The sequence below is a fragment of the Ralstonia sp. 25mfcol4.1 genome, assembly GCF_900104095.1.
Lineage (GTDB): Bacteria > Pseudomonadota > Gammaproteobacteria > Burkholderiales > Burkholderiaceae > Cupriavidus.
In genome coordinates, this window is sequence record NZ_FNJO01000015.1 from 1 (window position 1) to 13,187 (window position 13,187).

The 13,187-nt window shown below is 64.8% G+C and carries 12 protein-coding genes; 11 read left to right on the forward strand and 1 reads right to left on the reverse strand.

What is annotated here, in order from left to right:
• The 10 genes from BLQ58_RS22630 to BLQ58_RS22675 all read left to right on the forward strand — a co-directional run.
• Window positions 1-408: ATP-binding cassette domain-containing protein (locus BLQ58_RS22630; RefSeq protein WP_139186148.1), on the forward strand; the 408-nt coding region annotated here is incomplete at its 5' end.
• A gap of 111 nt (window positions 409-519) precedes the next feature.
• Entirely contained in the window at window positions 520-1,728 is a 1,209-nt protein-coding gene (locus BLQ58_RS22635; protein ID WP_029051214.1) for an ABC transporter substrate-binding protein, read from the forward strand.
• Window positions 1,729-1,887: 159 nt separating this feature from the next.
• Entirely contained in the window at window positions 1,888-2,772 is an 885-nt protein-coding gene (locus BLQ58_RS22640) for a branched-chain amino acid ABC transporter permease (protein WP_029051213.1), read from the forward strand.
• Window positions 2,772-3,815, forward strand: coding sequence for a branched-chain amino acid ABC transporter permease (locus BLQ58_RS22645; RefSeq protein ID WP_029051212.1), 1,044 nt, complete (start codon window positions 2,772-2,774; stop codon window positions 3,813-3,815). Before BLQ58_RS22640 ends, BLQ58_RS22645 begins: the two co-directional genes overlap by 1 nt.
• Before the next feature lie 379 nt (window positions 3,816-4,194).
• Complete coding sequence (locus tag BLQ58_RS22650) at window positions 4,195-4,686, forward strand: hypothetical protein (RefSeq protein ID WP_139186149.1); 492 nt, start codon at window positions 4,195-4,197, stop codon at window positions 4,684-4,686.
• 127 nt (window positions 4,687-4,813) lie between these two features.
• On the forward strand, window positions 4,814-5,572 hold the full coding sequence (locus BLQ58_RS22655; RefSeq protein ID WP_029051210.1) for a sulfite exporter TauE/SafE family protein: 759 nt from the start codon (window positions 4,814-4,816) through the stop codon (window positions 5,570-5,572).
• Between the two features lie 349 nt (window positions 5,573-5,921).
• Window positions 5,922-7,070: an ABC transporter substrate-binding protein gene (locus BLQ58_RS22660; RefSeq protein WP_029051209.1), complete on the forward strand. Its 1,149-nt coding sequence runs from the start codon at window positions 5,922-5,924 to the stop codon at window positions 7,068-7,070.
• Between the two features lie 214 nt (window positions 7,071-7,284).
• Complete coding sequence (locus tag BLQ58_RS22665; RefSeq protein WP_029051208.1) at window positions 7,285-8,337, forward strand: branched-chain amino acid ABC transporter permease; 1,053 nt, start codon at window positions 7,285-7,287, stop codon at window positions 8,335-8,337.
• Window positions 8,338-8,445: 108 nt separating this feature from the next.
• Window positions 8,446-10,221, forward strand: coding sequence for a branched-chain amino acid ABC transporter ATP-binding protein/permease (locus BLQ58_RS22670; RefSeq protein ID WP_175459979.1), 1,776 nt, complete (start codon window positions 8,446-8,448; stop codon window positions 10,219-10,221).
• Between the two features lie 10 nt (window positions 10,222-10,231).
• Window positions 10,232-10,975, forward strand: a complete 744-nt coding sequence (locus tag BLQ58_RS22675; RefSeq protein WP_029051206.1) for an ABC transporter ATP-binding protein — start codon at window positions 10,232-10,234, stop codon at window positions 10,973-10,975.
• A gap of 143 nt (window positions 10,976-11,118) precedes the next feature.
• On the opposite strand, the gene BLQ58_RS22680 is transcribed toward BLQ58_RS22675, so the two are convergent.
• Entirely contained in the window at window positions 11,119-12,042 is a 924-nt protein-coding gene (locus BLQ58_RS22680) for a LysR substrate-binding domain-containing protein (RefSeq protein ID WP_029051205.1), read from the reverse strand.
• A gap of 127 nt (window positions 12,043-12,169) precedes the next feature.
• Here BLQ58_RS22680 and BLQ58_RS22685 point away from each other — a divergent pair, with 127 nt between their 5' ends.
• Complete coding sequence (locus BLQ58_RS22685; RefSeq protein WP_029051204.1) at window positions 12,170-13,186, forward strand: Bug family tripartite tricarboxylate transporter substrate binding protein; 1,017 nt, start codon at window positions 12,170-12,172, stop codon at window positions 13,184-13,186.
• Window position 13,187: the final 1 nt, after the last annotated feature.

Genomic DNA, 13,187 nt, shown 5'->3' on the forward strand with positions numbered 1-13,187 from the left:
GTGCTCAAGGGCGCCCGTGGCGGCGACACCCCCGGCATGAGCGAGGCCGAGATCTACGAGATGTTCCCGAACCTGCGCGAGCGCAAGCAAAGCCAGGGCACGCGCCTGTCGGGCGGCGAACAGCAGATGCTGGCCGTGGGCCGCATCCTGCGCACGGGCGCGAACCTGCTGCTGCTCGACGAGATCTCCGAGGGCCTGGCGCCGGTGATCGTGCAGGCGCTGGCGCGCATGATCCTGATGCTCAAGAAGAAGGGCTACACCGTGGTCATGGTGGAGCAGAACTTCCGCTTTGCCGCGCCGCTGGCCGACCGCTTCTACGTGATGGAGCACGGCACCATCGTCGAACGCTTTGCCGCCAGCGAGCTGCAGGCCAAGATGCCGGTGCTGAACGAACTGCTCGGGGTCTGACCCGCTGCGCCCCACCGGCGCCAGGGTCGCAATTTCGGATCGTGTGAATCGTATTTTTACGAGATGGCAGGAACGGGTGGCAGCTTGCCGCCGCAACTCAGGAGACAAGACATGAAGATGAATCGGCTGGCTGTCGCAGTGGCGGCAACTGTCTTTGGCGCGTTTGCAGGGGGCGCCTCGGCGCAGGTATCGAACGATACGGTGAAGATCGGCTACATCACCGACATGTCGGGCCTGTACGCGGACATCGACGGCCCGGGCGGCCTCGAAGCGATCAAGATGGCCATCGAGGACCACGGTGGCAAGGTGCTGGGCAAGTCGATCGAACTGGTCAGCGCCGATCACCAGAACAAGGCCGACATCGCCGCGTCGAAGGCGCGCGAATGGATGGACCAGCAGGGTCTGGACATGCTGCTGGGCGGCACCAACTCCGCCACGGGCCTGGCCATGAACAAGGTGGCGCAGGAAAAGAAGCGCGTGTACTTCAACATCGGCGCCGGCACGGCCCGCCTGACGAACGAAGAGTGCTCGCCGTACACGGTGCACTACGCCTACGACACGGTAGCGCTGGCCAAGGGCACCGGCAGCGCGGTGGTGAAGCAGGGCGGCAAGAAGTGGTTCTTCCTGACCGCCGACTACGCCTTCGGCCATTCGCTCGAAAGCGACACGGCAGCCGTGGTGAAGGCCAATGGCGGCACGGTGGTGGGCCAGGTGCGCCACCCGCTGTCGGCGTCGGACTTCTCGTCGTTCCTGCTGCAGGCGCAGGCATCGAAGGCTGACATCCTGGGCCTGGCCAATGCCGGCGGCGACACGATCAACGCGATCAAGGCCGCCAAGGAATTCGGCATCACCAAGACCATGAAGATTGCCGGCCTGCTGATGTTCATCAATGACGTGCACAGCCTGGGCCTGAAGAACACCGAAGGCCTGCTGATGACCGACAGCTGGTACTGGGACATGAACGACGACACCCGCAAGTTCGCGAACCGCTTCTTCGGCAAGATGAAGAAGATGCCGAGCAGCCTGCAGGCCGCCGACTACTCCGCCGTCAGCACGTACCTGAAGGCCGTGGAAGCCGCCAAGACCGATGATCCGGACAAGGTCATGGCCGAGCTGAAGAAGATGAAGATCAACGACTTCTACAACAAGAGCTACATCCGCGCCGATGGCCGGAACATCCACGACATGTACCTGATGCAGGTCAAGGCTCCGGCGGATTCGAAGAAGCCTTGGGACTACCTGAAGGTGGCGGCGACGATCCCGGGCGACCAGGCGTTCACGACGGTGGCCGAGTCGAAGTGCTCGATCTTGAAGAAGTAAGTTGTGTTGTCTTGCTCCCTTCTCCCGTGCGGGAGAGGGGCGGGGGGAGAGGGCGGGCGGTCCTGACGGGAGGGATCCCGATTTGAACCGCTGAACCCTCTTCCCCGAACCCCCTCCCACGCGTGGGAGCGGGGAGAAACAATCAGGCAATCGACGCCCATGGATATTTTCGGAATTCCGCTACCCGCCATGCTGTCCCAGCTGCTGCTGGGCCTGGTCAATGGCGCTTTCTACGCGATGCTGAGCCTGGGTCTGGCCGTGATCTTCGGCCTGCTCAACGTGATCAACTTCGCGCACGGCGCGCTGTTCATGCTCGGTGCCGTGCTGGCGTGGGCCGGCATGGAATACGCCGGCCTCAACTACTGGGTGATGCTGGTGCTGTCGCCGCTTGTGGTGGGCCTGCTGGGCGTCGTCATCGAGAAGACGATGCTGCGCTGGATCTACAAGCTCGATCACATCTACGGCCTGCTGCTCACGCTGGGCATCACGCTGATCATCGAAGGTATCTTCCGCTCGATCTACGGCGTGTCCGGCCTGCCGTATTCGCCGCCCGACGCGCTGCAGGGTGCCACGGACCTGGGCTTCATGATCCTGCCGAACTATCGTGCCTGGGTGGTGGCCGCGTCGGTGGTGGTGTGCCTGGCTACGTGGTTCACGATCGAAAAGACCAAGCTGGGTGCCTACCTGCGCGCCGGCACCGAGAATCCGAAGATGGTGGAAGCCTTCGGCGTCAACGTGCCGCTGATGGTGACGCTGACCTACGGCTTTGGCGTGGCGCTGGCGGCGTTTGCCGGCGTGCTGGCGGCGCCGGTCATTCAGGTGTCGCCGCTGATGGGCCAGAACCTGATCATCATCGTGTTCGCCGTGGTGGTGATCGGCGGCATGGGATCGATCATGGGATCGATCATCACGGGCCTCGGGCTCGGCGTGATCGAGGGGCTGACCAAGGTGTTCTATCCGGAAGCATCGTCGACCGTGGTGTTCTTCATCATGGTGATCGTGCTGCTGCTGCGCCCGGCCGGGCTGTTCGGGAGGGAAAAGTGATGAGCGGGCAGACTGGACAAACGGCCGTGGCCGTCGAGGCCAAGGGCTTCAAGGAAGGGACCGGATTGCAGAAGAAGGTGCTCTACGGCCTGCTGCTGCTGGGCCTGATCGTGGCGCCGCTGGCCGGCGCCTACCCGGTGTTCGTGCTCAAGGTGCTGTGCTTCGCGCTGTTCGCGTGCGCGTTCAACCTGCTGATCGGCTTTACGGGGCTGCTGTCGTTCGGCCATGCGGCGTTCTTCGGCGGTGCGGGCTACGCGGCCGGCCATGCGATGAAGGTGTGGGGCGTGACGCCGGAACTGGGCCTGCTGTTCGGCACGCTGTCGGGCGCCGTGATTGGCTACGTGGTGGGTTCGCTGGCCATTCGCCGCCAGGGCATCTACTTCTCGATGATCACGCTCGCGCTGGCGCAGATGCTGTTCTTCTTCTGCCTGCAGGCGCCGTTCACGGGCGGCGAGGACGGGCTCCAGGGCATTCCGCGCGGCAAGCTGTTCGGCGTGTTGTCGCTGGCCGACGACATGACGCTGTACTACGTGGCGCTGCTGATCATCGTGCTTGCCTTCGCGCTGATCGTGCGTACCGTGCACTCGCCGTTCGGCCAGATCCTGAAGGCCATCCGCGAGAACGAGCCGCGCGCGATCTCGCTGGGTTACGACGTCGACCGCTTCAAGCTGCTGGCCTTCGTCATCTCGGCGGCGCTGTCGGGCCTGGCCGGGTCGATCAAGGCGCTGGTGCTGGGCTTCGGCACGCTGACCGACGTGCACTGGTCGATGTCGGGCTCGGTGATCCTGATGACGCTGGTGGGCGGGCTGGGTACGCTGTCGGGCCCGATCGTCGGTGCCTTCGTGGTCGTGGCGCTGGAGAACAAGCTTGGCGACATCGGCACGTTCCTGGCCAACCTGACGGGCATTGGCTGGTTCAACGCGCTGGGCGAGTCGGTGACAATGGTGACCGGCGTGATCTTCGTGATCTGCGTGCTGACCTTCCGCCGCGGCATCATGGGCGAACTGATTGCGCTGACGGGCCGGAAATCGGACAAGCCCTAGCCGGCACCCAGAGTGGAGATCGGGCAACATGCCCGATTTTGGGGCTAGGGTTATTGCTGACTTGTTTCATACGCACCGGTTCGTTACATTGCATATACGGTTTTCGCAGGTTACTTGGAGGCGGAAGCGAGGAGACGACAGGCGCGCACCCGGTGTCGGGTAGCAGCAGCCAATACGATAAAGAGGCGTTGCTGGGTGATCCCTGGCAACGCCTTTTTCATTTCGGCCTCCCGGAAACCGCCGCTCGCGCCACCTGCCCGAGTGGATGTGCGGCTAATGCATCTTTGGCATGACCGCCCGCCAGCCCCCATGCGACAATGCCGGCAGCTTCCTTCGCCCGGCCATGTCCATCCCTTCCGCATCTCCCCGTTTCCAAAAAGTGCAGTATCAGCTACGCGTTGGCGTCAGCGCCGATGGTCCCGCCATCGATGGCTGGCTGAATGCGCGCGCGCCACTGCCGGTGCCCGAAGCACGCGCCAGGCGACTGTCTCTGGATGCCTTGCTGGAGCAGGGCGGCCACGGCATCTGCCTGCTGGGGGGCTGCACCAGCGCGGTGCGCGAAGGCGGCGATTCCCTTGAGGCCGATGCTGCGCTGGCCTGCCTGATGCCTGTCACGCTGGTTCACAGCCTGGCGCTGGGCGGGCGCGTGGCGATAGCGGCCGAGTGGTGGCCGCCGGCCGCCGATGCTGCGGGCTGGCTCGACGCCGCCTCCCAGCTGCTGGCCGACTGGTGCCGTGCTCATGGCATCCGCCATATCCGGCTGGCGCCGGGGCTGGTGGCCGACACTTCGGGGCCGCCGGAAGGATTCGCGCGCGATGCCGACGGCCTGTGGCTGCGCAGCCTGATTCCCACGCCGAAACGCCTGGGCTGACCCGCACAGCGGGCCGTTTTGCCGCCGGGGCGCTGCGGCGCGTTCCGCCGATTCCGCCGATTCCGCAGTTTTCCCCGATTCCTTTCGAATCCCTTCACCGCTTCTCGACCGTTCGGACTGTTCGACCATGGAGTTTGTATTTCTGGCCGCCGCCGCCTTTCTGGCCGGCATGATCGACGCCGTGGCGGGCGGGGGCGGCCTCGTGCAGGTGCCGGCGCTGTTCTCGACCTATCCCAACATGTCGCCGGCCACGCTGATCGGCACGACCAAGGTAGCGTCGCTGGCCGGCACGTCCAACGCCGCCTATCGCTTTGCGCGCAAGGTGCGGATCTACTGGGGCGCCACCGGCCCCGCGATGCTGGCGGCCTTCGTGTTCTCGATGGCCGGCGCGTGGACGCTGACGATGATCCCCGCCGAGCCGCTGCGCAAGGCGCTGCCTTTCGTGCTGCTGATCCTGCTGATCTATACGGTGGTGAAGAAGGATCTGGGCACCGAGCACGCGCCGGTGCTGTCGGGCGGGCGCGAACGGCTGGCGGCGCTGCTGGCCGGCGCGGCGATCGGGTTCTACGACGGCGTGTTCGGGCCTGGCACGGGCAGCTTCCTCATGATCGTGTTCGTGCGCGTGTTCGGCTACGACTTCCTGCACGCATCGGCTTCGGCCAAGATCGTCAACCTGGCCACCAACCTGGCCGCGCTGCTGTTGCTGGCGGCGAAAGGCCATGTGTGGTGGCAGCTCGGCATCGTGATGGCCCTGGCCAACGTGGCCGGCAGCCAGGTGGGCAGCAAGCTGGCGCTGCGCCACGGCAGCCGCTTCGTGCGCAAGGTGTTCATCGCGGTGGTCAGCGCGCTGATCCTGAAGACGGCCTACGACGCGTTCCTGCGCTAAGCCGCCGCAGGTGTCCGCGGCGGGCTGTAAACGCCGCCGGACAACGGAAACCCGCGACTGTTGCGCCTGCGCTGCTGCGGGTTAATCCGGCCTTTTCGTATCACATCGCTGTGTTAGACTCGATTCGCATTCCCGACCGAGCGGTCGGGGAATGCAACTGCGCAATCCGGGGGTAATGGCGCAGGACGGGAAAAAACGGGACGAACTTCGATGTTCCCGGCTGAGATCGGATGCCAGCGTTGCATCCGCCAAAGAGCCCGCCAGAGTGGGCCACAAAAAACTGAAGGCATCCGTCGGCCGGAAGCCGGCGGATGCCTTTTTCCGTTTTTGGAATCGAAGGAGACAAGCCATGACGTTCAAGCGCGCCAGCCTGCTGGCACTTGCCGCCGCCAGTCTGTTCTCGGGCGCGGTCAGCGCCCAGGTGAAGGTCGGGGTCACGGTTTCGGCCACCGGGCCGGCCGCCTCGCTCGGCATCCCCGAGAAAAACACCTTCACGCTGCTGCGCAAGGAAATCGCCGGCAAGAAGATCGAGTACATCGTGCTTGACGATGCTACCGACACGACCACGGCGGTCAAGAACACGCGCAAGCTGATCAGCGAAGACAAGGTCGATGTGGTGGTGGGCTCCACCGTCACGCCCAATTCGCTGGCCATGGTGGATGTGGCTGCCGAAAGCGAGACGCCGATGATCTCGATGGCCGCCTCGGCCCGCATCATCGAGCCGATGGACAGCAAGCGCGCCTGGATCTTCAAGACGCCGCAGAACGACTCGCACATGGCAACCGCCCTGGCCGAGCACATGACCAGCAACAACGTGAAGACGGTGGCATTCATCGGCTTCGCGGACGCCTATGGCGACAGCTGGGCACAGGAATTCGCCAAGGTGGCGGAAATGCGCAAGCTCAAGGTGGTGGCCAACGAGCGTTTCGCGCGTACCGACAATTCGGTGACGGGCCAGGTGCTGAAGATGATGGGCACCAATCCGGACGCCGTGCTGATCGCCGGTTCGGGTACGCCCGCCGCGCTGCCGGCCAAGGCGCTCAAGGAGCGCGGCTACAAGGGCAAGATCTACCAGACGCACGGCGTGGCCAACCCCGACTTCCTGCGCGTATGCGGCAAGGATTGCGAAGGCACGTTCCTGCCGGCCGGCCCGCTGCTGGTGGCCGAGCAGCTGCCCGACAGCAATCCGATGAAGAAGCCGGCCATGACCTACAAGACCGCGTACGAGAAGGCGTTCGGCGGACAGGTATCCACCTTCGGCGGCCACGCCTGGGATGCCGGCCTGCTGCTGCAGAACGCGATTCCAGAGGCGCTCAAGAAGGGCCAGCCCGGCACGAAGGAATTCCGCAAGGCGCTGCGCGATGCGCTGGAGCAGACGAAGAACCTGCCGGTATCGCACGGCATCATCAACATGAGCCCCACCGACCACCTCGGCATGGACCAGCGCGCGCGCGTGATGGTGCAGATCGTCGATGGCAAGTGGAAGCTGCAGAAGTAAGCCGGCAAAGACGACCGGCTGGCAGGGGTCACACGCTGGCAGCGTAGCAACGCAGGGCGCATGGCAGACCATGCGCCCTTTTTTTGCCTCCGTGATTTCCCGCCACCCTCTAGGCATTGCGCGGGGGAGTCTCTAAGCTGAGGCTGCGGTAGCGGCAAGCAGGCAATTTTCAGGCACGGGCGCCCACCACGCGCGCACATAACACGGGCAGACAATGGACCTATCGATTGCGGCCATTCTGGCGCAGGACGGCATCACCTCCGGCGCGATCTACGCGCTGCTGGCACTGGCACTCGTGCTGGTGTTTTCGGTGACGCGCGTCATCTTCATCCCCCAGGGCGAGTTCGTGGCTTACGGCGCGCTGACGCTGGCCGCGATGCAGGCCGGCCATGCGCCGCAAACCACGTGGCTGCTGCTGGCCATGGGCGTGCTGACGTTCCTCTACGATGGCGTGGCGGTGCTGCGCAGCCCCGAACTGCGGCTGAGCGCGCCGCGCCGCATCCTGGTCCTGGCGGGCAAGTACCTGCTGTTCCCGGGCGTCGTGCATGTCCTGGTGCAGCAGTACGGCGGCATGCCGCTGCCGATGCTGGTGCAGATCGCGCTGACGCTGCTGATCGTGATCCCGCTGGGCCCGATGCTCTATCGCCTGGCCTATCAGCCGCTGGCCGAGGCCAGCACGCTGGTGCTGCTGATCGTGTCGGTCGGCGTGCATTTCGCGCTGGTGGGATTGGGGCTGGTGATGTTCGGTGCCGAAGGCTCGCGCACGAATCCGTTTTCCGATGCACGCTTCGATGTGGGCAGCCTCAGCGTGTCGGGGCAGAGCCTGTGGGTCGTGGTGGTGTCAGGTGTGCTGATCGCCGCGCTGTACTTCTATTTCGAGCGCACGCTGCAGGGCAAGGCACTGCGCGCCACCGCCGTGAACCGCCTGGGCGCGCGGCTGGTGGGCATCGGCACGACGCAGGCCGGGCGCCTGTCGTTCACGCTGGCCGCCGCGATGGGCGCGCTGTGCGGCATCCTGATCGCACCGCTGACGACGATCTACTACGAGTCGGGCTTCCTGGTGGGGCTCAAGGGGTTCGTTGGCGCCATCGTCGGCGGCCTGGCCAGCTACCCGGTGGCGGCGCTGGGCGCGCTGCTGGTGGGACTGCTCGAATCGTATTCGTCGTTCTGGGCCAGCGCGTTCAAGGAGGTCATCGTCTTCACGCTGATCATTCCGGTGCTGCTGTGGCGTTCGCTGACCAGCAAGCATGTCGAGGAAGAGGAGTAAGCCATGACGATGCTGACCGACAAGCCGCTGGAGAAGAACGTGGAGTCGCAGAACGGGAATTCCCAAGGCCGGCCGCAATCGCGACGTGACGGACACCTGCGCGGCGTCATGCGCAATCGTGTGCTGGCGCTGGGCTTTGCCGTCGTGCTGGCGCTGCTGCCGGTGCTGCCGACACCGGAGTTCTGGATCACGCTGGGCAACTACATCGGGCTCTACAGCATCGTGGCGATCGGCCTGGTGCTGCTGACCGGCGTGGGAGGCATGACGTCGTTTGGCCAGGCCGCCTTCGTTGGGCTGGGCGCCTACAGCACGGCGTACCTGACCACGCAGTTCGGGCTGTCGCCATGGCTCGGACTGATCGTCGGACTGGTCATCACGATTGCGTCGGCCTATGTGATTGGCCTGATTACGATGCGGATGTCGGGCCACTACCTGCCGCTGGCGACGATTGCCTGGGGCCTGTCGCTGTTCTTCCTGTTCGGCAACCTTGAATTCCTGGGCAAGTACGACGGCCTGAACGGTATTCCGGTGCTGTCGTTCCTGGGTATCGAACTGCAGTCGGGCCGGTCGATGTTCTACCTGATCTGGGCCGTGGTGCTGCTGGCGGTGGTGGCCATGCAGAACCTGCTCAATTCGCGGCCGGGCCGGGCGATTCGCGCGCTGAAGGGCGGCGGCACGATGGCCGAGGCGATGGGCGTGAATACCGCGTGGATGAAGGTGGTGATCTTCGTCGTGGCGGCGATCCTCGCGTGCGTGTCGGGCTTCCTGTACGCGCACCTGCAGCGCGCCGTGAATCCGACGCCGTTCGGGCTCAACTACGGCATCGAATACCTGTTCATGGCCGTGGTGGGTGGGGTGGGGCACGTCTGGGGTGCCGTGCTTGGCGCGGGCATTTTGACCATCCTCAAGGACGTGCTGCAGGGCTTGCTGCCGAGGCTGCTCGGCAGCACCGGCAACTTCGAAATCATCGTGTTTGGCGTGCTGTTGGTGCTGCTGCTGCAATACGCGCGCGATGGCATCTGGCCGTTCTTGCGCAAGCTGATGCCCTCGGGGCCGCCCGTCGTCGCGCCGGAACATGCCGAGGCGCTGGCGGTACGACAGAAGCCCGAGGCCGGCGAGCTGATCCTCGACGTGCGCGCAGCGCGCAAGCAGTTCGGGGGCCTCGTGGCGGTGAACGACGTGAGCTTCCAGGTGCATGCCGGCGAGATCATCGGGCTGATCGGGCCGAACGGCGCGGGCAAGTCCACGACCTTCAACCTGGTGACGGGCGTGCTGCCGCTCACGCGCGGCGAGGTGCGCTATCGGGGCGAGGTGATCTCGGGCCTGCCGTCGCGTGAGATCGTCAAGCGGGGCGTAGGCCGCACCTTCCAGCACGTGCATCTGCTGTCGACGATGACGGTGCTGGAGAACGTGGCCATCGGCGCGCACCTGCGCGGCGATTTCCGCGCGCAGGGCGGCGTATCGGCGGCAATCCTGCGCATGAACCGTGCCGAGGAACAGAAGCTGCTGTTCGAGGCCAGGCGCCAGCTGGAGCGTGTGGGCCTGGCTGACTGCATGTACATGGAAGCCGGCAGCCTGGCGCTGGGCCAGCAGCGCATTCTCGAAATCGCACGCGCGCTGTGCTGCGACCCCGCGTTGCTGCTGCTCGACGAGCCTGCGGCGGGGCTGCGCTACAAGGAAAAGCAGGCTTTGGCGGAACTGCTATGCAAGCTGAAGGGCGAGGGCATGAGCGTGCTGCTGGTGGAGCATGACATGGACTTCGTGATGAACCTGACAGACCGGCTGGTGGTGATGGAGTTTGGAACGCGCATCGCCGAAGGGGTACCGGAAGAGGTGCAGAAGAATCCGGCCGTGCTGGAAGCCTATCTCGGCGGCGTCGAGTGAGGGAAATGAGATGAGTCTGATTCTGGAGGTAAAGGATCTGCATGTGCGCTACGGCAAGGTGGAGGCCGTGCATGGCGCCAATCTGCAGGTGCAGGCCGGCAAGATCGTCACGGTGATCGGCCCGAACGGTGCCGGCAAATCGACCATGCTCAACGCGATCATGGGCGCGCTGCCGGTCAGTGGGTCGTCCAGCGGGACGGTCCGTTACCTGGGCCACGACATGGCCGGCATTCCGGTGGAGGGGCGGGTGGCGCGCGGCATGTGCCTGGTGCCCGAGAAGCGCGAGCTGTTTTCGACGATGACCGTCGAAGACAACCTGCAGCTGGGTGCCTTCCGCCGCAAGCGCGCCGGCGAGCGTAACTATCTGGATCAGATGGATGTGGTCTACGACCTGTTCCCGCGCCTCAGGGAGCGCGCCAAACAGGAGGCCGGCACGCTGTCAGGCGGCGAGCGCCAGATGTTGGCGGTGGGCCGGGCGCTGATGGCCAAGCCGCAGTTGCTGATGCTGGACGAGCCCAGCCTGGGCCTGGCGCCGCTGATCGTGAAGGAGATCTTCCACATCATCAGCAACCTGCGCCAGACCGGCGTGGCGACGCTGCTGATCGAGCAGAACGCGCGTGCGGCGCTGCAGGTGGCGGACTATGGCTACGTGGTCGAGACTGGCGATATGGCCATGGAGGGCGAGGCCGCCGCGCTGGCCAGCAATCCGAAGGTTATTGAGACGTATCTGGGGCTGGCCAAGAAGGCGGCCTAACGTGCACCTGGGAACGCCTAGGGCACGCCAGGAACGTGTTCCGGGTACGTATACATCAGCGGTGAATATAGCGGCGCCCATTTTGGCGCCGTTTTTATTCATCGGGACGATGTTGTTCACAAAACTATCCACAGTGTGGATAACTATTGGCGGACCAGTTCGATGATATCGATGGCCGCCGCCGAAAGCAGCCACTCGCGGAAGACCGCCAGGGCCCGATGGTCGCCTTTTTCACGTGGCGCGCAGAGGAAATAACCCCGGTTCAACGTGACTGGCAGATCGAACGGCGCCACCACCTGACCGGCCTGCAACGCATCCCTGACAAGGCATCGCTGCAAAACGGCCACTCCCATGTCGGCCTTCACGGCCTCCAGCAGGATCGACACCTGATCGAATCCACGGGCCAGCGCGGGCGCAGCGTTGGGTACGCCCGTGGCACGCAGCCAGTTCTCCCAGTTCCTGGGGGCAGTTGTGTGGAAAAGCAGCGGTTCGCCCATCAGGTCCGAGGGAGTTTTCCACAGATTGGCAGCCTGCCGGGCATGGGCCCGGGCGGGGTGGCAGACCGGCACCATTTCGCGGCCGATCACATAGTCGACCTGCAGGTTAGGCCAGTGGCTGGCCTCGCCGGTCAGGATCGCCGCATCGGGCTTTGCGCCGGCAAAGTCTTCGTCACGCCGGTAGGGCACGAAGTCGAGTCGGATATCGGGATGCCTGCGGTGGAAGTCGGGCAGGCGGGGGACGAGCCATACGCTGGCCAGTGTGGGCACCGCAGACAACGTCAGGTGATGCTGACGATCTTCTCCCAGCATCGCCGCGCTGGCGGTCTCGATGGCGGCCAGCGGTGCCGTGATGGCGTCGAGGTATTGGCGGCCCGCGTCAGTCAGCGTGAGCTTGTGGGCGTTGCGATGGATCAGCGGCTGGCCAAAGTGTGATTCCAGGCGGGAGATGGCGCGGCTGATGGCGCCCTGCGTGACGCACAGCGTTTCTGCGGCACGGGTGAAGCTGCCCAGCCTGGCAGCCGTCACAAATGCATGTAGCTCGGACATCGAAGGTGAGCGTATACGCATGACGACGTGAGCATGAGCTTTGGTAATGGAAGCGTGCAATATAGTCGTTTGTGCGGGACCGGTAAACTGCCGAAACTCCCAGCTCGGTCCCCAGATTCGAGAACGAAAAAACGAGGAGTTTCACGCCATGAATCGAGCCCTGCCTGCCCGCGCGACGCGCCGCCGACTGATGTTTTCCACAATGTTGTCCACAGCCATCGGCGCCGTTTTTGGCGGTATGGCGATGCCGGTGGCAGCACAATCGAACTACCCGAACAAGCCCATCCGTCTGGTTGTGCCATTCGCCGCAGGTGGCACGACCGACCTGTCGGCGCGTCTGGTCGCCGAGTACGCCGGGCGCGAGCTGGGCCAGACCATCGTGGTCGATAACAAGGGTGGGGCGGGCGGTTCGATCGGCATGGAGCAGGTGGCCCGCTCGGCGCCGGACGGCTACACGATCGGCATGGCCACGGTCAGCACCCATGGATCCAACCCGGCGGTATACCCGAAGCTGGGCTACGACCCGATCAAGGATTTTGCGCCAGTCACCAACGTGGCAGCAGTTCCCAGTGTCTTTGCCGTGCATCCGAGCGTACCCGCCAAGACCATGCAGGAGTTCGTCGCACTGGCCAAGGCCAACCCGGGCAAGTACACGTTTGCGTCGCCCGGCGCCGGCTCGCTCGGGCACGCGAACATCGAGAACTTCATGATGCTGGCCAAGATCGACCTGCTGCACGTGCCGTACAAGGGCGCCGGCCTGGCACTGAACGATGCGCTGGCAGGGCAGGTGAACGCGATTACCGACAACCTGTCGACCACGCTGCCGCACGTGAAGGCGGGCCGTTTGCGCGCGCTGGCCCTGCTGGGCGCGCAGCGTTCGCCACAACTGCCGAATGTGCCGACGTACGGCGAGCTTGGCTACAAGGACATGGGTGACGGTGGCTGGTTCGGCATCGTCGCACCGGCAGGTACGCCCCAGCCCATCATCGACAAGCTGAATGCCGCCATCCACAAGGCGATGCTGAACCCCGAGTTCAAGCGCAAGATCGAGGAGTCGGGCGGCACGCTGGTGCCGACTACGCCCGACCAGTTCAAGGCCCAGATCCAGCAGGCCATGGCGCGCTACGCCCGTGTGGCCAAGGCTGCCAACATCAAGCTGGATTGAG

Bases quoted from the DNA above. Each gene is read 5' to 3' on its own strand.
- BLQ58_RS22635 (WP_029051214.1), top strand. From the start codon at position 520: ATGAAGATGAATCGGCTGGCTGTCGCAGTGGCGGCAACTGTCTTTGGC.
- BLQ58_RS22640 (WP_029051213.1), top strand. From the start codon at position 1,888: ATGGATATTTTCGGAATTCCGCTACCCGCCATGCTGTCCCAGCTGCTG.
- BLQ58_RS22645 (WP_029051212.1), top strand. From the start codon at position 2,772: ATGAGCGGGCAGACTGGACAAACGGCCGTGGCCGTCGAGGCCAAGGGC.
- BLQ58_RS22655 (WP_029051210.1), top strand. From the start codon at position 4,814: ATGGAGTTTGTATTTCTGGCCGCCGCCGCCTTTCTGGCCGGCATGATC.
- BLQ58_RS22660 (WP_029051209.1), top strand. From the start codon at position 5,922: ATGACGTTCAAGCGCGCCAGCCTGCTGGCACTTGCCGCCGCCAGTCTG.
- BLQ58_RS22665 (WP_029051208.1), top strand. From the start codon at position 7,285: ATGGACCTATCGATTGCGGCCATTCTGGCGCAGGACGGCATCACCTCC.
- BLQ58_RS22670 (WP_175459979.1), top strand. From the start codon at position 8,446: ATGCGCAATCGTGTGCTGGCGCTGGGCTTTGCCGTCGTGCTGGCGCTG.
- BLQ58_RS22675 (WP_029051206.1), top strand. From the start codon at position 10,232: ATGAGTCTGATTCTGGAGGTAAAGGATCTGCATGTGCGCTACGGCAAG.
- BLQ58_RS22680 (WP_029051205.1), bottom strand. From the start codon at position 12,042: ATGCGTATACGCTCACCTTCGATGTCCGAGCTACATGCATTTGTGACG.
- BLQ58_RS22685 (WP_029051204.1), top strand. From the start codon at position 12,170: ATGAATCGAGCCCTGCCTGCCCGCGCGACGCGCCGCCGACTGATGTTT.